Origin of the sequence: Pantoea coffeiphila, assembly GCF_016909495.1 — a bacterium.
Taxonomy (GTDB): Bacteria; Pseudomonadota; Gammaproteobacteria; order Enterobacterales; family Enterobacteriaceae; genus Erwinia; species Erwinia coffeiphila.
In genome coordinates this window covers 218,165-236,759 of the sequence record NZ_JAFBFW010000006.1, presented here as the reverse complement: position 1 = coordinate 236,759, position 18,595 = coordinate 218,165, and the positions used below count along the sequence as shown (strand labels likewise).

General features: G+C 56.9%; 15 protein-coding genes. 6 read left to right on the top strand and 9 right to left on the bottom strand.

What is annotated here, in order from left to right:
• Complete coding sequence (locus JOE09_RS19890; RefSeq protein ID WP_205066979.1) at positions 1 to 654, top strand: flavin reductase family protein; 654 nt, start codon at positions 1 to 3, stop codon at positions 652 to 654.
• A gap of 133 nt (positions 655 to 787) precedes the next feature.
• On the opposite strand, the gene JOE09_RS19885 is transcribed toward JOE09_RS19890, so the two are convergent.
• Positions 788 to 1,255, bottom strand: coding sequence for a helix-turn-helix domain-containing protein (locus JOE09_RS19885; protein WP_205066978.1), 468 nt, complete (start codon positions 1,253 to 1,255; stop codon positions 788 to 790).
• A gap of 457 nt (positions 1,256 to 1,712) precedes the next feature.
• On the opposite strand from JOE09_RS19885, the gene JOE09_RS19880 reads away from it, so the two are divergent.
• Entirely contained in the window at positions 1,713 to 1,922 is a 210-nt protein-coding gene (locus tag JOE09_RS19880; protein ID WP_205066977.1) for a YdgH/BhsA/McbA-like domain containing protein, read from the top strand.
• Positions 1,923 to 2,690: 768 nt separating this feature from the next.
• Entirely contained in the window at positions 2,691 to 3,311 is a 621-nt protein-coding gene (locus JOE09_RS19875; protein ID WP_205066976.1) for a response regulator transcription factor, read from the top strand.
• 36 nt (positions 3,312 to 3,347) lie between these two features.
• On the opposite strand, the gene JOE09_RS19870 is transcribed toward JOE09_RS19875, so the two are convergent.
• From JOE09_RS19870 to JOE09_RS19850, 5 genes are all read right to left on the bottom strand, one after another.
• Positions 3,348 to 8,930: an AAA family ATPase gene (locus JOE09_RS19870; protein ID WP_205066975.1), complete on the bottom strand. Its 5,583-nt coding sequence runs from the start codon at positions 8,928 to 8,930 to the stop codon at positions 3,348 to 3,350.
• On the bottom strand, positions 8,927 to 9,313 hold the full coding sequence (locus JOE09_RS19865; protein ID WP_105591854.1) for a response regulator transcription factor: 387 nt from the start codon (positions 9,311 to 9,313) through the stop codon (positions 8,927 to 8,929). Before JOE09_RS19865 ends, JOE09_RS19870 begins: the two co-directional genes overlap by 4 nt.
• A gap of 40 nt (positions 9,314 to 9,353) precedes the next feature.
• Positions 9,354 to 9,605 (bottom strand): XapX domain-containing protein, encoded by a 252-nt coding sequence (locus JOE09_RS19860; protein ID WP_105591855.1) that lies wholly within the window; start codon positions 9,603 to 9,605, stop codon positions 9,354 to 9,356.
• 25 nt (positions 9,606 to 9,630) lie between these two features.
• Positions 9,631 to 9,789 (bottom strand): DUF1427 family protein, encoded by a 159-nt coding sequence (locus JOE09_RS19855; RefSeq protein ID WP_105591856.1) that lies wholly within the window; start codon positions 9,787 to 9,789, stop codon positions 9,631 to 9,633.
• A gap of 62 nt (positions 9,790 to 9,851) precedes the next feature.
• A complete protein-coding gene (locus JOE09_RS19850; RefSeq protein ID WP_105592021.1) occupies positions 9,852 to 10,538 on the bottom strand; it encodes a hydrolase in 687 nt (228 codons plus the stop codon).
• A 316-nt stretch (positions 10,539 to 10,854) separates the two neighbouring features.
• Here JOE09_RS19850 and JOE09_RS19845 point away from each other — a divergent pair, with 316 nt between their 5' ends.
• Positions 10,855 to 12,732 carry an amidohydrolase gene (locus tag JOE09_RS19845; RefSeq protein ID WP_200559121.1) on the top strand — a complete coding sequence of 626 codons (1,878 nt, stop codon included), beginning with the start codon at positions 10,855 to 10,857 and terminating at the stop codon, positions 12,730 to 12,732.
• 190 nt (positions 12,733 to 12,922) lie between these two features.
• Positions 12,923 to 14,548: an MFS transporter gene (locus JOE09_RS19840; protein ID WP_205066974.1), complete on the top strand. Its 1,626-nt coding sequence runs from the start codon at positions 12,923 to 12,925 to the stop codon at positions 14,546 to 14,548.
• A gap of 69 nt (positions 14,549 to 14,617) precedes the next feature.
• On the opposite strand, the gene JOE09_RS19835 is transcribed toward JOE09_RS19840, so the two are convergent.
• Positions 14,618 to 15,343, bottom strand: a complete 726-nt coding sequence (locus JOE09_RS19835; RefSeq protein ID WP_205066973.1) for a pirin family protein — start codon at positions 15,341 to 15,343, stop codon at positions 14,618 to 14,620.
• Between the two features lie 125 nt (positions 15,344 to 15,468).
• Between JOE09_RS19835 and JOE09_RS19830 the strand changes: the two genes are divergently transcribed.
• Positions 15,469 to 16,347 (top strand): LysR family transcriptional regulator, encoded by an 879-nt coding sequence (locus tag JOE09_RS19830; RefSeq protein ID WP_205066972.1) that lies wholly within the window; start codon positions 15,469 to 15,471, stop codon positions 16,345 to 16,347.
• A 126-nt stretch (positions 16,348 to 16,473) separates the two neighbouring features.
• Here JOE09_RS19830 and gap read toward each other — a convergent pair whose 3' ends face one another.
• Positions 16,474 to 17,475 (bottom strand): type I glyceraldehyde-3-phosphate dehydrogenase, encoded by a 1,002-nt coding sequence (gap, locus tag JOE09_RS19825; protein WP_200544855.1) that lies wholly within the window; start codon positions 17,473 to 17,475, stop codon positions 16,474 to 16,476.
• A 164-nt stretch (positions 17,476 to 17,639) separates the two neighbouring features.
• Positions 17,640 to 18,512: a LysR family transcriptional regulator gene (locus JOE09_RS19820; RefSeq protein WP_205066971.1), complete on the bottom strand. Its 873-nt coding sequence runs from the start codon at positions 18,510 to 18,512 to the stop codon at positions 17,640 to 17,642.
• Positions 18,513 to 18,595: the final 83 nt, after the last annotated feature.

The window sequence follows — 18,595 nt, the reverse complement described above, 5'->3', positions numbered from 1 at the left end:
ATGAGCCAGCCTGAAAATCATACATGGTTTGATTTTGCCGAACTGAACGAGCGGGAACGCTATAAGATCCTGATCGGTACCGTTATCCCCAGACCCGTTGCGTTGGTGACCACGGTCGATAAAAACGGTAAACCCAACGCCGGGCCGTTCAGCTTCTTTAACGTGCTGACGCACGACCCGGCGATAGTGGCCATCGGCGTGGAAAACTACAGCGACATGCGTTTTAAGGATACCGCACGCAATATCCGTGAAACCGGCGAATTTACCGTGCATATCGTCGATGATGCGCTGGTGCGTCAGATGGAGATCTGCGCGATCAAATTTGGCCCCGAGGTGAATGAACTGGAGGAAGCCGGGCTGGCCACCGTTGCGGGTCGCCGGGTTGGCAGCCCGCGCATTCTCTCCGCCCCGGCCGCGCTGGAGTGCCGCCGCCACACCACCCTGCAGGTTGGCCCGGCACGGGAAATCATTCTGGGGGAAGTGGTAGGTGTATACGTGCGTAGCGATGCGGTTAATCCCGAGAATCTGCACATCGATCAGCAGCTGATGGATACCATTGGCCGCATGGGCGGCAATACCTATTGCCGCACCCGCGACCAGTTTGATGTGAAAACGCTGACCCCGGAGCAGTGGGAGGGGTTATCGCGAACGTAAGGCAAGATAATCCCGCTCACCGTTGATTATCACTTTTCTTGTGTCCGAAAAGCCGCTGAACATCGGTGTTTCGCCGGTAATCTGCTGCAGTTTGATGCTGGCGAAGCGCCGTCGCGGCAGGTCGCCAGCAGCACTAGCAGGTGAAGCGACGCTGCTCCGCACCGGACAGGCAGCGCCAGGCAAAGATAACGCTGTTACGCGGCTGCTGCGTCCGCCGGGCGTGCCTTTTTCTGAACGTAGCAGGCGGCACATTCAGATACTTACGGAACGTTCGCGAGAAGGTTTGCTGGCTGGTAAATCCGTTATCAAACGCGATTTGCATAATGTCTTTATCGGTAAACAACAGCGACTGTGCCGCGCGGATCAAACGCCGGGTGCGAATATATTCGGCCAGGTTGTAGCCCGTTTGTTTTCTGAACACGCGCTGGAAATGCGAATGGCCGTAGCCGCTCTTACGAGTGACGGTACTGACCCTGATACGTTCGTTATCAAGGTTATCTTCGATCCACGGAAGAATATCCTGTACCACCGACTTGATTCCCCATGCCGAACAGGGCTCCTTGCGGGTTAACGGCTCTCGTTCAGGGCTGATAATGTGCATGTTTTCTCCATTCCGCTCATTTTACAGATCGGACAGCGGATAAATCGAAGTTATTCGCTCGGCGAGCAAGCTAAAAGTGGAGGATGATTATCTACTTAGCGGAGGGGGAAAATAAATTATACAAATGGATAGCTATACAGGCAGATAATTATACGAAGAGATAATTGATTAATTTTCAAATGGACAATTGAACGCGAAAAATCCCAGCCATGATTCGCCCCCCTCCCCTTTAAGCACGTTCAGGCGCTTTTAAGATGTGCCTGAGTGGTTGAACTGCCGTTGTCTGCCAGGCATACACGCAATTTACAGGCAGCCAAATGATTCGCTCAATATTGTTCAAATTTTCTGACTTACTTCAGCAAAAGACAGGGGTGTTTTTCATCCCGCCACAGGTCTACTATGCATTCCATCGAGGCGAAACGCTTCACTCAAAACAAAATCAACTGAGGAATTAATCATGAAATCTATCAAAACTTTCGTTGCAGTATCCGCACTGGCTCTGGTTTCATTCGGCAGCATGGCGCAAAACATCACCGCAACTGCCTCTACTCTGGACGCGGCAGAAGCGAAAGTGGCCGCACAGGCAAAACAGAGTGGTGCAAGCTATAAAATTACCGGTGCACGCGTGGATAACCAGGCTTACGTTACTGCCGAGCTGATCAAATAATCTCCCATGCCGGAACTCTCTCCTGACGCCTGTGAACGGTTAATCGCAGGCGGCCGGGAACGCACCCTGCATGGGTTTGTTTCAGACCGTTCCTCTCTGTTGAGTCGTTCTCATCCGCTTTGCTTATTAATGATAAGAAAAATTTCACGCTGATTTCTCGCGCCTTCCCTCCATCATAATCCGCCAATTTCTATTTGCTTTTTAAGCATTGCCGCAGAAAAGCCCGGAAGTATCAAACATCACCGCAAGACGTTAATTTTATGATCGATTCGGATGTTAATTGCCCATAAAATTACGATCCACTTTATCCCCCTCTTTTCGAGTGGATAATATTATCGCTGATAATATGAAAATAACGTCCGGTACGTTTCATTATTCATGATCTGTTTGAATAATATTATTTAACTGTTTTCCCAAAAATGAGACATTAGGATAAGTATTGACCAACGTCAGAGTAAAAAATTTGTCGTGGCAACTAAGATTATTCTTAATAACAGTATCAATTCGCCAGCGGGAAATATTTTGCAATAATCACTCCATCATGGTCATTTACAATAAACCGGCCATACAAAATGCATTTTTCACATGATTTCATCAGGTTAACAACAATCCTGCCGTAAGAAAAATAGTCGTCATTTACAGATAGTTGGTATAGTATTTAATAATTAAAGGATGCGGCCTTTATATAATCCTTACAAATAAAAATATCTTGTACCTTAAAGTACATACTTTCTCGTTACGACCATAACATCAACTGAGAATCTGCCAATGAATCATACTGTTTATCTTGTTGATGATGATGCATCCGTGATTGCCGCACTGACCAACCTGCTTAAATCTGAAGATTATCGTGTCGCCCCGTTTACCTCTCCTCAGTCTTTCCTTGCAGAATCACTCTCCACTGGGCCTTGCTGCCTGATTGTCGATATCAATATGCCAGGATCTGACGGTTTCGATGTGACACGTGCGCTCAGCGAACGCGGTTACTCAATTCCCACCATCTTTCTTACCGGGTTCGGCACCATCCCCATCACGGTAAAAGCGATGAAGGCCGGAGCCTGTGAGTTTTTAACCAAGCCGGTCGATCCTGAACATCTGCTGCAGGCCGTGGCAGAAGCGTTACGGATTTCCGAACAGGGTATGGAAGCTGCGCAGGAAAAGCTGGCGCTAACCGAGCGTCATCTGACGCTGACCCCGCGTGAAAACGAAGTCATGATGCTGGCGATTGGCGGATTGCAGAATAAACAGATTGCCGCCGAGATGGGCGTCAGTGAGATCACTGCCAAGGTGCATAAGCGCAGGGTGATGGAAAAAATGCAGGTACGATCGCTGTCGGACCTGGTCAGGGCTGCCGAGCGGCTCAGCATCGTTAAATCAGCCAGCCGCTAGTGTTTTGCAGGCCCCGAACATTCTCTGAGTCGTTCCTCAGGGAACTGGATGTGGGCTTTCGGCTTCCGTTGGCAGCGTAAACCAGAACCGGCTGCCGCCTTCCGCGCGGTTCTCCGCTTTCAGTTCGCCCTTATGCCTTTTGATAATCCCTTCGCTGATGGTCAGTCCCATCCCCATTCCCTCTTTTTTGGTGGTGTAAAAAGAGTCGAAAATACGCAGTATCACCTCATCCGACAGACCGGTGCCGTTATCCGCTACTTCGAAAAGAATCGTATCCTGGGTCGGATTACACGATGACAGCTTCAGCACGCTGGAACCCCGACCTTTTTCAACCATCGCATCAATCGCATTCACCACCAGGTTCAGCAGCACCTGTTGGATCTGTACCCGCTCGCAGTAAATGTTGTCATTCATCGCGCGCAAATCTAAATCCAGCGAGATCCAGCGCCGTTCCAGCTCCATACGCGAAAGCGACAGAATATCCCGCGCAAGATGATGCAGTTTTGCCGGAGCAAACTCAGAGAGCTGATTGCGGGTCAGTGCCTGCAGCCCGCGAATAATGTCCCCCGCGCGCTTCCCTTCACTCAGAATTTCCTGCAGGCCGTGGCAGGCGTTGTCGATATGTTCGGGGCCGCGTTTGATCCAGCGCATGCTGGCACCGGCATTCGCCACAATCGACATCAGCGGCTGATTAATCTCGTGAGCAATCGAGGCGGTAAGCTGCCCGACCGTGGTCGCACGGGAGACACGGGCGAGATCGGCCTGCGCGATGCGTACGGCATCTTCAGCCAGGCGCTGCGAGGTGATATCGGAAATGGTGCCGAAATATTCGCTGACGTCGGGCAGATTTTCGACCGGATCGCCGATGCCCTTGATATAGCGGCACTCGCCGTCGCGGCGAATAATACGAAATTCCGCCTGCATACTGACGCCGTCAATCACGCTTTCTCTGACTAACTCGCTAATGCAGCCATGGTCGTCGGGATGCACCATAGTCATAAACTCCACCATCGACAGGCTGGTTTGCTCCTGTGGCAGGCCGAGAATGCGGCGATATTCTTCAGAAATCATCATCTGGTCCTTTGCCAGATTCCAGTGCCAGGTGCCGGTATGGCTGATTTTCTCACCCATAATCAACGAGGTCTGGCTGGCGCGCAGCTGTTTTTCAACCCGACGGCGGTTAACGTTCTCCTCCATCAGCTCGGCATACAGCCGCGCGGTTTCCAGTGAGACGGCAGCCTGCGCGCCCAGCATCGACACCACGCGTGAATGTTCGGCGGTAAACACATCCGGCATCAGGCGGTTTTCCAGATACAGCACCCCGACCATACGCGCCTGCTTAAACATCGGTACGCACATCACCGCCGCGCCGGAAGCCACCAGGTAAGGGTCCTGGCTGAACGGACTGAACACTTCCGGTTTGCCGGTGCGGATCTCCTGCCCGGTACGGATCACCGCCGACAGCACCGACAGCGGCAAATCCGTAGCCAGCGGTGTTTCCTGCACGATTTTCACCCGAATACCGTCGGCGGTGGTGGCCGCCCGCGCCTCAATTTCCGGCACGCTGCCGTCCAGCAGGCGGATCAGCAGGCAGTGCTGTGCACCTGCTCTTTCCAGCAGCATCATCATCAGCGTGTTGATCAGCCGGTCGAGGTTAATCTCTTCGGTTAGCGCCCGCACCGCGGTAATTACGCTTTGCAAATCGCTCAGTTCCGCACTCTGCTCAAACGACACCGTGCTGAAGGCGGCGTGGCGCTGGGAAGAGGCATGGTGAGGATAGCGCAGCTCCAGCTGTCTGACTTTAGCCCCGGCACCCCAGCGCTCCCAGGCCGCCATGGCCCCTTTGATATAGCCATCCGCCGCCACGCTCAGTCCACAGGTGCTGGCATAGCCAGCGGCCAGCTCGCAGGCCAGGCCGTTGATATGGTCAAAGCGGCCTTCGCGCGACAGGGTGATGGCCAGCTCGTACTGCTGTGCGGCCTGCAGTGAATCCCCCTCCAGCCGCAGCATTTCCGCGCGCAGTAGCCCGGCTTTATCGGCAAAGGTGCGCGGATTTTCAACCGCCCAGGTGGCAATCATTTCATAGTGTGCGGCGACAAACTGCCGGTGTTCCTCGGTACAGGTCTGTGAAGTGAGCGGAATAGTCACCGACAGCGCGCTGTAGAGGTGGAAATCAAGCCGGTGTATATGACCGGGGATCGAACCGGTGAGCGGCGCGGCCTGGGCAAAGCAGTCGCTGGCGCAGGCATATTCCCCGGCGAAGAAGTGCGCCATGCCGCGATATAGCCACGACCAGAACTGCATCAGCAGAAGGGGTTCAATGGCGGTGCCCGGTTTCATCTGCAAAATGGGCACCGGCGTGAAGTTTTTGCCGGAGAACGGCTCATCCCCGGCGAAACGCAGAAACAGCACGTAGTCGCGCTGCATCTGCAAAATTACCTCAACGTCCCGATACTGTGCCTTGCTGACATACGCCAGGCCGCGCTCGATGGAAGTCTGCACCCCTTCGAGGTGATCGCCGCGCGTTAAATAGTTCATCACCAGATGGCGCAGGGCCAGGCAGGCCGAGGTGCGATCCCCTACGGCGACGGCGGTGTCAAAGGTGGTTTTGGCACATTCGATAGAATAGGTGGTTGGCATGGTCCAGATACTGACTTGGTCCAGCGGCAGCAGCGTCCGCGCCTTGAAGCTGGTGAAATCGTGTTTATAGACCAGTTCGCGGGCCAGCAGCGTGCTGGCAAATCCCCGGCTGTATTCGTTGTAATGATCGCCGCACAGCACGCCATACCAGGAAAGCGCAAACGTCGAGGCACCGGTCATTCCCTTGTCCATAGTCAGATGCAGCATCTTACAGACGATCATAAAGTGCAGGCGCGGGCTGACAAACGCGGCGAACATGCAGGCGCTGGCCATCAGATTCATGATCGCTTCGGTTTTACGGCAGGTCATCAGCGACAGCGGTCTGAGGCGGGTATAGGGGTTTTTACCCACCTGCTCCTTGAGTTTGATGCGGGCGGCATCGCACTCGGCTTTGTCCGGCTCGCGGTTCAGATGAATGCCGAACACCGCCAGCCACGCAATTGCCGTCTCCAGCGCCAGCTTGCTGTCTGACCGCCGCATATGGATTTCCGCCATCATGCAGGCGGCAATCGCCTTATCGGTAGGATTCCCCGGTGCGCTGAGCAGCTTAGTGCAGTGGCCCTGCGCGGTCGACAGGTTACCGTGCAAGAATTCGCACTCCGCTGCTTCCAGGGTAAAAGTGAAATCTTCTTCCGCCGTCAGCGGCGCATCCATTCGCTGGGTGGCCTGTAAAAATCGCAGCGCCGAAACATAATCCCCGGTGCTTTTTGCCCGCCGGGTTGCCAGCAGGATCAGCTGGCGATATCGGCTCGCGCTCTGACGAAGCAGCCCGGCGTTTTTAATCGCAGCCACATGATGCACGACCCGAAACAGCGCATCGTTGCTGAGATCCTCATTGGCCCGCTCCGCCAGCAGGCTGGCGGCACGCAGGTGAAGACGATCTTTCTCATCCGTACCGATCAGGTTGATTGCCGCTTCATGCACACGATCGTGAGTAAAAGCATAGTCATCCTGATGCAGGGTAATCAGCTGCGCCACCGCCGCCGGCAGCAGGTGCATGCGGATCTCTTCCTGCGTCAGATTCAATACTTTGCCGGGCAGAGTCAGCCCGCCGGAGCCGCCCAGGCACGCCAGGCTGCTCAGCACCCGCCGGGTGATTTCCGGCACAATCTCCATGCGCTGTAAGACCAGACTGGCAACATTTTCACTGTACTGGCAGGCCTTGATCGCATCGAGATCGTAGTGCCAGGTCAGCGGGAATTTACGGTGACTGATTAAGCCGTGCTGCACGGCCTGGCGGATAAACTCCTGAGTAAACAGCGGATTGCCGCCCGTTTTTTCATGCACTACCCGCGCCAGTTCGCAGGTGGCGGAGGCCCGCACGTGAAACATGCCCGCCAGCCGACGGGCAATCTGTTTGATGCTCAGGCTCTGCGGCGTAATGTCGGTGACCCGCACGGCCGATGCCCGCAGCGTGGTCAGCAGCCCGCGCATGGTCTGGCAGGGCAAAGTGGCGAAATCCTTGTGGCTCACTACCACCATCAGCGGGATATCTTCACTCTGGCTGAGCAGGTTTTGCAGCAGTGCCAGGCTGGCGCGATCGGCCCAGTGAATATCATCAATCATCATCACCAGCGGCCTGCCGGGGGTGGCAAACGCTTTGATCATGCTACAGGCCATGGTGTTGAAACGATCGCGGGCATCCAGCGAGTGGATATCGACCGCGAAGTGGCCTTTCTGATTGAGCAATACGCCCAGCTCGGGAAAAAAGTGGATCGCCAGTTCGCTGTAGTCACCCAGCAGGCGGGTAAAATGCGCGCGCCAGCGGGCGATATCCATCGCGGGCAGTCCCATCAGTTGCAGGGTCAGCGTGCGAATAGCGGAGATCAGGATACCGTGCGGCAGAATCGGCGAATGCCGATCGGCTTTCACCACCGTCAGCAGCAGTTTCTTCTGCTGTAGTTTTTTCGCGGCGGAAGCGATAAGCGACGTCTTCCCCGAACCGAGTGCACCGCCAATCATCACCAGCTTGTGCTTGCCGCTGTGGCTGAACCGCTCAAATGCGTCCAGCACCTCTTGTGCCTGCGGGTGATCGTAGTACATCACATCCGAAGACGGGCCGGTCTGTGGCAGATCCTGTGAACCGAGGTCAAAGCCTTCAATCTGGCCGTCGGGGGTGATAAGCGACAGGCAGCGGCGCAGATCGGCCTGTAGCCCTTCGGCGCTTTGATAGCGCTGCTCCGGCGATTTACACAGTAAACGCAGAACGATTGCCGAGACCACGGCGGGCACATCGTGACGCACCCGTTCAGGGGGCAGCGGCTCGGAGGCAATATGGTGATGCACCCACTCAGAATGCCCGGCTCCCGGCGCGCCAAACGGCAGTTTGCCGGTCAGCAGCTCATACAACACGATGCCGAGGCTGTAGAGATCGCTCAGGCTGCTGACCCGCTGGGTGGTGCGCGTGGTGTGCTCCGGGGACATATAGGCCAGTGTACCGCCCGATGCGGGCAGCTGGGTTTGTAGCAGCACCTCCGAAGCAGAACAGGACAGGCCGAAACCACCGAGCCTGAAACCGCCCTCTCCGCTAACGAAAAAATGGGCCGGTTTGATATCGCCGTGGATCAGCCCCTGCTGGTGCATCATCCCCAGCGTACCGGCCAGCATGGCGGCACTGTGCAGGAAGCTCTCCAGCGATGGCCGCTGCTCGCGCATCATATCGGCCAGCGTCTGATAGGCGAAATCCGGGTAAATCAGCGCATAGCGACCGTGGTACAGCGTATGGGCAGAGGGCTTCAGCGCCCACTGCGTTGAGAGATTGTCGCGCAGCAGATATTCATTTTTAAGCAGTTGTGAAACCTGAAACTGAGCGGCTTCGCTGGCGGCGGTGGTGAGAACACACTTTTCGCCTGATGAGGGATGGCGGCATAAAAACCATTCGCTGTTTCCCTCCTGCGCCAGGGCGGTGATGATAAGCTCGTCGGACAGGGATAATGCGCCGGGTTCAAAGGGAGGATGCGCCTCCGGCAGTGTACTCATCTGCACCTCCTGTCCGTCGCCAGCGCCAGACGCACGCTATCAAGTAGCGTATCGATATCAATGGGCTTCGGTAAAAACGCGATGGCCCCGAGGCTGATGGCATAGCGCAACGTGTTGTCATCACCGTTGCCGGAAATAATAATACCCGGCGGATTTTCAATGCGCCGGGTAAGTTCAATAAACAGCTCAAAACCGCTGATCCCTTTGAGCCTGACATCAATGATAAACAGCGCAGCCTCGGCCAACGCATCGGCATCATCCAGCAGCGTTTCCGCCGACTCATAAATCCGGGTTGAGTATCCCTCCGACTGGAGCAGGTTACTCAACCCACTGCGAACGGAACGTTCGTCATCAACGACGACAATGCGCTGCGACAGCTGCATGCTGTTATCCTTTGAAATGCTCAGGAACGTGAGAGCGTCCTTAACCAGACTTTTCGTCTGGCGGCGGCGTGCCGCTGATTTTCGGTACGCACTCCTGTTTAAACCAGGTGAGCGTCACCGGCTCTCGTTTAATCAACCGTTTAACCAGCGGGATAATCTGCTCCCCCACCAGCATGCCAAACAGTCCCACCAGCGCGAAAATCGGTGGAGCCGGTGAATCAACGGCGATCAGTGAATAAATCACACCGGCCAGCATACCGACCAGCAGTGAAATAGCGTAAGACTTTAACATCTTCACCCCATCCTGTTAGCAGAAATCAACGCGACAGGAACTGCGCGGCAAGCTGACCACCGATAACCATGCCCAGCAGGCCAATCAGCGCAATGGCGGGCGGTGCCGGTGAGCGCACGTTCAGCAGCGCGTAAACCAGCCCGATCAACACACCTGCGCCCAGCGAAACGAGTAACGGACTCATGGTTTTCCCCCGTCATGAGTCAAAGCCAGCCGGCGCACGGGGCACCGGCCGGCAAAGAACAATTAACGTGCCGGGACCGGAGCCAGGGTACGGTGTTCGCTCTTCTGACGTGAAGGCGCTTTGTGCACCATGGTGTAGGCGTAATCCACGCCGATACCGTAAGCACCAGAATGCTCTTTCGCAATGTCCATCACGGCGTTGTAGGTATCGCGGTGTGCCCAGTCGCGCTGCCATTCCAGCATCACCTGCTGCCAGGTCACCGGGATCACACCGGCCTGGATCATGCGCTGCATCGCGTAGTCATGCGCTTCTTTGGTCGTACCGCCAGATGCGTCAGCCACCATATAGATTTCGTAGCCGCCTTCCAGCATGGCGCACAGGGCGAAGCTGTTGTTACACACTTCGGTCCACAGGCCGGACACCACCACTTTTTTCTTGCCGTTCGCCGCCAGCGCATCACGCACTTTCTGGTCGTCCCAGGAGTTCATTGACGTACGCTCCAGGATGTCCTGGCCAGGGAACACGTCCAGCAGCTCCGGATAGGTGTTGCCCGAGAAGCTTTCGGTTTCCACGGTGGTGATAATGGTTGGGATATTGAAGACCTTCGCCGCCTTTGCCAGCGCAACGGTGTTGTTCTTCAGCACCTGACGGTCAATTGACTGCACGCCAAAAGCCATCTGCGGCTGCTGGTCGATGAAGATGATCTGGCTGTTATGTGGCGTCAGGACTTCAAGCTTCGAGTTAGTCATAGTAATACCCATTGAGGTTAATGTTGCTGGATTAATAAAAAATGACGACGTTAATGACTCTGCATCATCCGGGTCGCGGCGCTGTGGAGCGTCCCGGGTTGACCATGGAGCGCAGTCTACGAAGCTTTTTTTCGCCGCACTATTATCTCTGTGTATACCTATACGGAGGGATACCTATCCGTTTGTATAACTAGACGCTCGTCCGCCCTGCTGACCATAATCCCGTCATCTACCTATACGTCCTGCCTTTTCCGGCAGCGATTTTCTTTGTCCGTGGCCGTCGGCCTGATTCGGACATCTCAGTTCAGGAGGTTCTATGGTAACGCTGGGTAAAGCAGACCTGATTTTAACCAACGGCCGTTTTCATACCGTCGATCGCGAAAATCCGATTGCCGACGCTGTCGCGATCCGCGACGGCAAGTTTCTGGAAGTCGGCACTCTTGCCGAGGTGATGCAGCACAGTTGTGAAGGCACGAAGATCATCGATCTGAAGGGGCACACGGCGGTACCGGGGCTGAACGATTCACACCTGCACCTGATCCGCGGCGGGCTGAACTACAACCTGGAGCTCCGCTGGGAAGGCGTGCCGTCGATTGCCGACGCCATGCGTATGCTGAGAGAACAGGCGCTGCGCACGCCAAACCCGCAGTGGGTGCGCGTGGTCGGCGGCTGGAATGAGTTCCAGTTTGCCGAGCGCCGCATGCCAACGCTGGAAGAGATCAACGAAGCCGCGCCGGATACCCCGGTCTTTGTGCTGCACCTGTACGATCGCGCCCTGCTGAACCGCGCGGCGTTAAAAGTGGTGGGCTACACCCGCGATACGCCAAACCCGCCGGGCGGCGAGATCCAGCGCGACAGCAACGGCAACCCGACGGGTATGCTGATTGCCCGTCCGAACGCGATGATCCTGTACTCCACGCTGGCCAAAGGTCCGAAGCTGCCGCTGGAACAGCAGGTCAACTCCACCCGCCAGTTTATGCGCGAGCTGAACCGTCTGGGCCTGACCAGCGCCATCGATGCGGGCGGCGGCTTCCAGAACTACCCGGAAGATTACGAAGTGATCACCGAGCTGCACGAGAAAAAGCAGATGACGCTGCGTATCGCCTATAACCTGTTCACGCAGCGCCCGGGCCACGAGCTGGAAGACTTCGAGAAGTGGACCGATATGCTGACGCCGGGTCAGGGCACCGACTACTTCCGTCACAACGGCGCGGGCGAGATGCTGGTGTTCTCCGCCGCCGACTTCGAGGATTTCCTTGAGCCGCGCCCGGACCTGGCACCGGGGATGGAAGATGAGCTGGAGCGCGTGGTGCGCCACCTGGTGGAACACCGCTGGCCGTTCCGCCTGCACGCCACCTACAACGAATCGATCAGCCGCATGCTGGATGTCTTCGAGAAGGTGAATCGTGATATTCCGTTCAACGGCCTGCACTGGTTCTTCGACCATGCGGAAACCGTCACCCAGAAGAATATCGATCGCATCAAAGAGCTGGGCGGCGGCATCGCGGTGCAGCACCGCATGGCGTTCCAGGGGGAATATTTCGCCGAACGCTACGGTATTGAAGCCACCAAACACACGCCGCCGGTTGCGCGGATGCTGGAAACCGGCGTGCCGGTCGGTCTGGGAACGGATGCCACCCGCGTGGCCAGCTATAACCCGTGGACCGCGCTGTACTGGCTGGTTTCCGGCCGCACCGTCGGCGGCATGCAGATGTATGACGTCAACGCCCGCCTGGATCGCGATACCGCACTGATGCTGTGGACCCAGGGCAGCGCGTGGTTCTCCAGCGAGCAGGGTAAAAAAGGCCAGATCAAAGCCGGTCAGCTGGCGGACCTGGCCGTGCTGAGCAAAGACTACTTTGCGGTGCCGGAAGAAGAGATCAAAGGCATTGAGTCGGTGCTGACCGTGGTCGACGGCAACGTGGTGTATGCGGCGGGATCGTTTACCTCCGAGGCGCCACCGTCGATTCCGGTACTGCCGGAATGGTCACCGGTGATCAAATTCCCGGGCCACTACCGCAGCGCCCCGCCGCAGGCAAACGGTCGCGCGGCCTTTGCTTCGCAGCCTCACCAGTGCAGCGGCCCGTGCGGCGTGCACAGCCATCATCATGATATCGCACGCGGTTCCAGCGTGCCGGTGGCCGAAGACAACGCCTTCTGGGGCGCGCTGGGCTGCAGCTGCTTCGCATTCTGATCCCCTGAAACACGATTAACTCTGCCTCCCCGTATCACTACGGGGCGGTTTTTCTGCGCCTGGATTTCAGCGGGACGAGCCGTCGTGCCGGGTTTCCTGAGGCGCTTAACTTTAGTCACCGACTGACGCCGAATGAAAGATCGCGATTGCGGATGCCTTTCAGGGCGGGTTGGTAACAGGAGGTGCGCTTATGGCGCAAACTAACGATATTCACAGCGCCACGCCGGAGGTTGCCGAATCGCCGCAGGCCGGAACATCACCGTGGCAGCCGCTGAGCCAGCCGGTCTTTCGCCTGCTGTGGATTGCCACCGTCGTTTCTAACATCGGTTCCTGGATGAACGATGTCGGCATCAACTGGACCATGCTGACGCTCAGCGCCGATCCGCTCAGCGTGGCACTGGTACAGGCGGCCGCCAGCCTGCCGATGTTTCTGTTTGCCCTGCCTTCCGGGGTGATGGCCGACATTGTCGACAGGCGAAAGTATTTACTGTTTTCTCAGCTGTGGGTGTTTATCGCCGCCGCCGGGCTAACCGTGCTCTCCTTTACCGGCCACGTGACGCCATTGATCCTGCTGATCGCGGCATTCCTGCTCAGCGCCGGGGCGGCGATGAGTTCACCGCCGTTCCAGGCAATCGTGCCGGATCTGGTGCGCAAGGAGGAACTTGGCCCGGCCATTGCGCTTAACTCGCTGGGCATTAATATCAGCCGTGCCATTGGCCCGGCGTTGGGCGGTCTGATCCTCTCCTTTGCCGGTCCGTGGATGGTGTTCCTGCTCAACGCGCTGTCCGTTCTCGGCGTGGCGTGGGTGCTTTATCGCTGGAAAGCGGAACCGGCGGTGCAGCGCCTGCCGCCGGAGCACTTCTTCTCTGCGGTGCGCGCGGGTTTGCGCTATGTGCATGCCGCACCGGTGCTGAGAAACGTGCTGGTCCGTACGGTCGCCTTCTTCGTTTTCGGCAGCGCCGGCTGGGCGCTGCTGCCGCTGGTCGCCCGCCGCGAGTTAAATCTTGGCCCCGGCGGCTACGGGATAATGCTGGCGTTTATCGGCGTCGGCGCGATTTTCGGTGCCGTGCTGCTGCCACGGATGCGCCAGCGCTTTAACCCGGATCGGCTGATGGTCCTGTCCAGCCTGATGTTCGCCGTCACTCTGCTGGCGCTGGCCTTTGTGCGAAATTTCTGGCTGCTGAACGCCTTCGAATTCTTTACCGGCTTCTCGTGGATTGCGGTCCTCTCCACGCTGAATCTGGGGGCGCAGCGCAGCGCCGCGAAATGGGTGAAAGCCCGCGCGCTGGCGGTATACCTTACCGTGTTCTTCGGCTCCATGACCGTCGGCAGCGCAGTATGGGGGCAGCTGGCCTCGCATTACGGTATTCCGGTGTCTCTGTGCGTGGCCACGGTCGGCATGATACTGGCCAGCACGACGGTACTGCGCTGGCGGCTGAATCAGGACCCGGACCTGGATCTTGACCTCAGCAATGTCGACAGCGCCGTTCCGGCACTGGATATTCACCACGATCGCGGACCGGTGATGGTGAGCTATGAATATCTAATCCGCCAGCAGGACGCGCATGACTTTATCCTGTGTATGCAGGATATGCGGCGCGTCAGGCGGCGCGGCGGGGCCATTAACTGGTCGGTGTATGAAGATATCCTGCAGCCGGGCATTTTTGTGGAAACCTTCATCGTGGGTTCCTGGATGGAACACCTGCGCCAGCAGGATCGCTACACCATGAACGATCAAAAAATCCAGAACCGGGTCTGGGAATTTCACCAGAAAGATAACGTGCCGGACGTTCGTTATCTGGTGGCCCCGGTTTAAACGACTCGCTTAACGTTAACGGCATAAAAAAAGCGCTGACCGAAGTCAGCGCTTTTTATCCTCTGTCGCTTAGCGCGTTGGCTGGTTCACTTCCACCGGGCGCAGATCGAACAGCAGCACTTCCGCATCCTGGCCGTCGGTAAAGGTCAGCTTCTGCTCGTTACGCACCCGCGCCCCGTCGCCCTCCTTAAACTCAATGCCGTTGACGGTGATGCTGCCACGGGCAACGTGGATGTACGCGTAGCGATCGTCCGGCAGCGTCACCGTCTGGCTTTCGTCACCGTTAAACAGACCGGCGTAAATCCGCATGTCCTGGCGCACCTTCAGCGACCCGTCGGCACCCTGCGGCGAGACAATCAGCCGCATCTGGCCGCGCTTTTCGCTGTCCGGCACGGAAACCTGCTGATAGCCCGGCGCGGTATTTTTTTCCGCTGGCACAATCCAGATTTGCAGGAAGTGCACGCCTTCCGTCTGCGAATGGTTGAACTCGCTGTGGGTCACGCCGCTGCCCGCGCTCATCAACTGCACGTCACCGGGGACAATCACCGAACCGGTTCCCATGGAATCTTTATGCGCCAGCGCACCTTCCAGTACGTAGGAGATGATCTCCATGTTGCTGTGCGGGTGTGCGCCAAAGCCGCGGGATTTGGCCACCTGGTCATCGTTAATCACCAGCAGGTCTGAGAAACCGACCTGTTTTGGGTCCCAGTAGTTAGCGAATGAGAAGGTGTGGCGTGAATGCAACCAGCCGTGATCGCCCAGGCCACGCTGTGCTGAAAGTCTTTGCTCGATCATGATGTGTTCCTTAGTTTTTGTTGGGTGGCGGGCGTTTGCCCTTCCGATAGAGACAGAATATAAGTAAACTCATATGCCCAACAATGGCCTGCACCGGCAATCACTGTCACATTTTAGTGGACAATATGCAGATAGAAGACCTCAGAATTTACGTCGCCGTGATTAACGCCGGCAGCTTCACCGCCGCGGCCGAACAGCTGCTGTTGTCCAAGCAGTACGTCAGCCGCCGCATGGCCGCGCTGGAGGCGTCGCTCGGCGCACGCCTGCTGGTCCGCAACACCCGTAAGCTGTCGGTGACCGACGCCGGGCAGACCTTTGCCCGGCACGCGCTGAAGATCCTCGACAACATTCAGGAGGCGGAGCAGTCGGTTTCGGAGCACCGCCGCGAGCTGCACGGCACCTTTCGCCTGAGCATGCCGATGTCCTTCGGCATGAGCCATCTGTCGCCGCTGCTGGCCGCCTTTCTGGCCCGCCATCCCGCCGTGCAGCTGCACTCCGAACTGGCGGACCGCTACGTGGATGTGATTGGCGAAGGGTTTGATATGGCGATTCGCATCGGCACGCTGGCTGATTCCACGCTGATGGCCCGCCGTCTGGGCGAGCTGAAGCGGGTGATCTGCGCCAGCCCGGCCTATCTTCAGCGGGCAGGCATCCCGCAGGTAGCGGAGGATTTGCAGCATCACGCCTGCCTGCGCTTCGGGCGAGAAGGACAGTACGGCTGGGAGCTGAACGTTGAAGGTAAAACGAAGGTTTTCGCCGTGTGCGGTCCGATGCAGAGCAATAACGGTGAGGTGCTGCGGGATGCGGCGGTGGCCGGGCTGGGTCTGGTGCTGCTGCCGGAGTTTATCGTCGGTGAGGCGCTGAAGCGTGGGGATTTAGTCACGGTACTGGATGCGTGTCATCCGTCGTCACTGACGCTGAGCGCGGTGTATCCGCAGCATCGTCAGCAGAGTGAAACCATCCGCGTGCTGATCGACTTTTTACTGGCCGAGCTGGGCCGCTGAAACGCAAACGGGCCGCCGCTTCTCAGTATTAGAGAAACAGCGGCCCGTATCTACTTATCAACGTCTCAACATTTCAGCGTTTCAGCGTTTCAGCGTTTCAGCGTTTCAGCGTTTCAGCGTTTCAGCTTACAGGCTGATGTACTTATGCAGCACGCGCACCAGCTGGGTCACAAATCCGTACTCGTTATCGTACCAGGAGACGGTTTTCACCAGCTGCAAATCGCCCACTTCGCTGATTTCCGTCTGGGTTGCATCGAAGATCGAACCGAACGGCAGGCCGATCACGTCCGAGGAAACGATTTCGTCGTCGTTGTATTTAAACGATTCGTTATTCTCGCAGGCGGCTTTCAGCGCGGCGTTAATCTCGGCCACCGTCACTTTTTTCTCCAGCACGCTGACCAGCTCGGTTACCGAACCGGTTTTGGTCGGTACGCGCTGTGCATGACCTTTCAGTTTGCCGGACAGCGCCGGGATCACCAGACCAATGGCTTTCGCCGCGCCGGTGGTGTGCGGAATAATATTTTCCGCTGCCGCACGCGAGGCGCGGAAGTCCTTGCCGCGCGGCCCGTCAACCAGTGCCTGGGTGCCGGTGTAGGCATGAACCGTGGTCATGGTGCCCACGCGGATGCCGAAGCTGTCGTTCAGCGCTTTCGCCATCGGTGCCAGGCAGTTGGTGGTGCAGGACGCTACGGAGATAATGGTATCGTCCGCCGTCATCTGGTCATCGTTGACGTTATAAACGATGGTTTTCATCTCACCGGCCGGGGCTGAAATCAGCACGCGTGCCGCGCCCGCATCAATGTGCGCCTGCGCTTTTTCAGTTGAGGTATAGAAGCCGGTACACTCAATCACCACGTCAACGCCCAGATCGCCCCACGGAATGTTGCGCGCGTCTTTTTCAGCGAAGACGGTGATCGTTTTGCCGCCCACCACCAGCGATTTTTCACCGGCGCTGACGGAGGCGGGGAACGCGCCGTAGTTGGAATCATACTTCAGCAGGTAGGCAAGCATTTCCGGCGAGGTGAGGTCGTTAATTGCCACGATTTCCACCGGCTCGTTTTGCTCGAGAATACGACGAAGCACGAGGCGACCGATACGTCCGAAACCATTGATGCCAATCTTTTTCATGGGGCTCTCCACCATTCTGTTCAGTAGTTGATTACGCCACCCGCTTAATCAGCCGGGTGTTGCGCAGCTGTTAAAAAGCATAATCCCCATAGCGAAGAACAAACAGCGAAAAGCTTTGTCGTCTAACGTCAAAAAAAGTGAATGAGGCTATTTTCTCCGATGGATCAGAGATTTCGGTAACGAAGGTAAGAGATAAACTGCTGAACGGCGCGGGAGCAGGTTTTGCTGCTGCGTAACGCCAGCCCGATATCACGATGCGGCGTACCGTCTATCGGCCGGGTGACAATCTGATGAGGCACGCTTCTCAGGATCAGACGGGGCAAGATGCTGACGCCCAGCCCCTGGGCAACCATCGCCATCACCGCGTAGTCATCCCACAGGGTAAATTTGACGCGCGGGCTCAGCGACGCCGCGCTGAATATCTCGGATATTTCGTGACTGCTGCCCTTTTCCAGCAGGATAAAAGGCCGATCGCAGAGTGCGGCAAGGGGAATGAGGTCATTTTCTGCCAGCGGATGATCCTGCGGCAGCACCGCCAGATAATCATCTTTTTCCAGGAATATCGTTTCCAGCCCCGGCTGTGAAGGCAGGCGGGTAAAGCCGCAGTCGACGCGGCCCTCGGCAATCCACGACTCGATTTCGCTGTAATCCCCCAGCAGTAGTTCGAAATCTATATTCGGGTAATCGCGCTGAAAGGCGCTGAGCATCCCGGGCAGCCAGTGGGTGGCGACGCTGGAAAAAGTGCCGATACGGATCATGCCGGACTGCAGCCCGTTAAGCGCATCTACCTCCGCCTGCAGCTTCAGGTATTCCTCACAGACGCTTTTCGCAAAGGGCAGCAGCGTGATGCCGTCGGAGGTCAGCCGCACGCCGCTGCGGTGACGCTCAAACAGCGATACCTGCCACTCTTTTTCCAGATCGTTAATCATCCGGCTAATCGCCGACTGGGAATAAAACAGTTTCTCAGCCGCACGGGTAAAGCTGCCCAGCTCCACCACTTTGATAAAGGCTTTGTATTTCTGAATATTGATGTCCATCCGCCGATCTACCCATCTGATTTAGTCATGCAGTCCATGATAAACATTCGTTTTTGTCATTTCAAAGCCGATGATAGATTGCC

Excerpts from the sequence above, each read along its gene's own strand:
- JOE09_RS19890 (WP_205066979.1), top strand. The coding sequence starts at position 1 with ATGAGCCAGCCTGAAAATCATACATGGTTTGATTTTGCCGAACTGAAC.
- JOE09_RS19885 (WP_205066978.1), bottom strand. The coding sequence starts at position 1,255 with ATGCACATTATCAGCCCTGAACGAGAGCCGTTAACCCGCAAGGAGCCC.
- JOE09_RS19880 (WP_205066977.1), top strand. The coding sequence starts at position 1,713 with ATGAAATCTATCAAAACTTTCGTTGCAGTATCCGCACTGGCTCTGGTT.
- JOE09_RS19875 (WP_205066976.1), top strand. The coding sequence starts at position 2,691 with ATGAATCATACTGTTTATCTTGTTGATGATGATGCATCCGTGATTGCC.
- JOE09_RS19870 (WP_205066975.1), bottom strand. The coding sequence starts at position 8,930 with ATGAGTACACTGCCGGAGGCGCATCCTCCCTTTGAACCCGGCGCATTA.
- JOE09_RS19865 (WP_105591854.1), bottom strand. The coding sequence starts at position 9,313 with ATGCAGCTGTCGCAGCGCATTGTCGTCGTTGATGACGAACGTTCCGTT.
- JOE09_RS19860 (WP_105591855.1), bottom strand. The coding sequence starts at position 9,605 with ATGTTAAAGTCTTACGCTATTTCACTGCTGGTCGGTATGCTGGCCGGT.
- JOE09_RS19855 (WP_105591856.1), bottom strand. The coding sequence starts at position 9,789 with ATGAGTCCGTTACTCGTTTCGCTGGGCGCAGGTGTGTTGATCGGGCTG.
- JOE09_RS19850 (WP_105592021.1), bottom strand. The coding sequence starts at position 10,538 with ATGACTAACTCGAAGCTTGAAGTCCTGACGCCACATAACAGCCAGATC.
- JOE09_RS19845 (WP_200559121.1), top strand. The coding sequence starts at position 10,855 with ATGGTAACGCTGGGTAAAGCAGACCTGATTTTAACCAACGGCCGTTTT.
- JOE09_RS19840 (WP_205066974.1), top strand. The coding sequence starts at position 12,923 with ATGGCGCAAACTAACGATATTCACAGCGCCACGCCGGAGGTTGCCGAA.
- JOE09_RS19835 (WP_205066973.1), bottom strand. The coding sequence starts at position 15,343 with ATGATCGAGCAAAGACTTTCAGCACAGCGTGGCCTGGGCGATCACGGC.
- JOE09_RS19830 (WP_205066972.1), top strand. The coding sequence starts at position 15,469 with ATGCAGATAGAAGACCTCAGAATTTACGTCGCCGTGATTAACGCCGGC.
- gap (WP_200544855.1), bottom strand. The coding sequence starts at position 17,475 with ATGAAAAAGATTGGCATCAATGGTTTCGGACGTATCGGTCGCCTCGTG.
- JOE09_RS19820 (WP_205066971.1), bottom strand. The coding sequence starts at position 18,512 with ATGGACATCAATATTCAGAAATACAAAGCCTTTATCAAAGTGGTGGAG.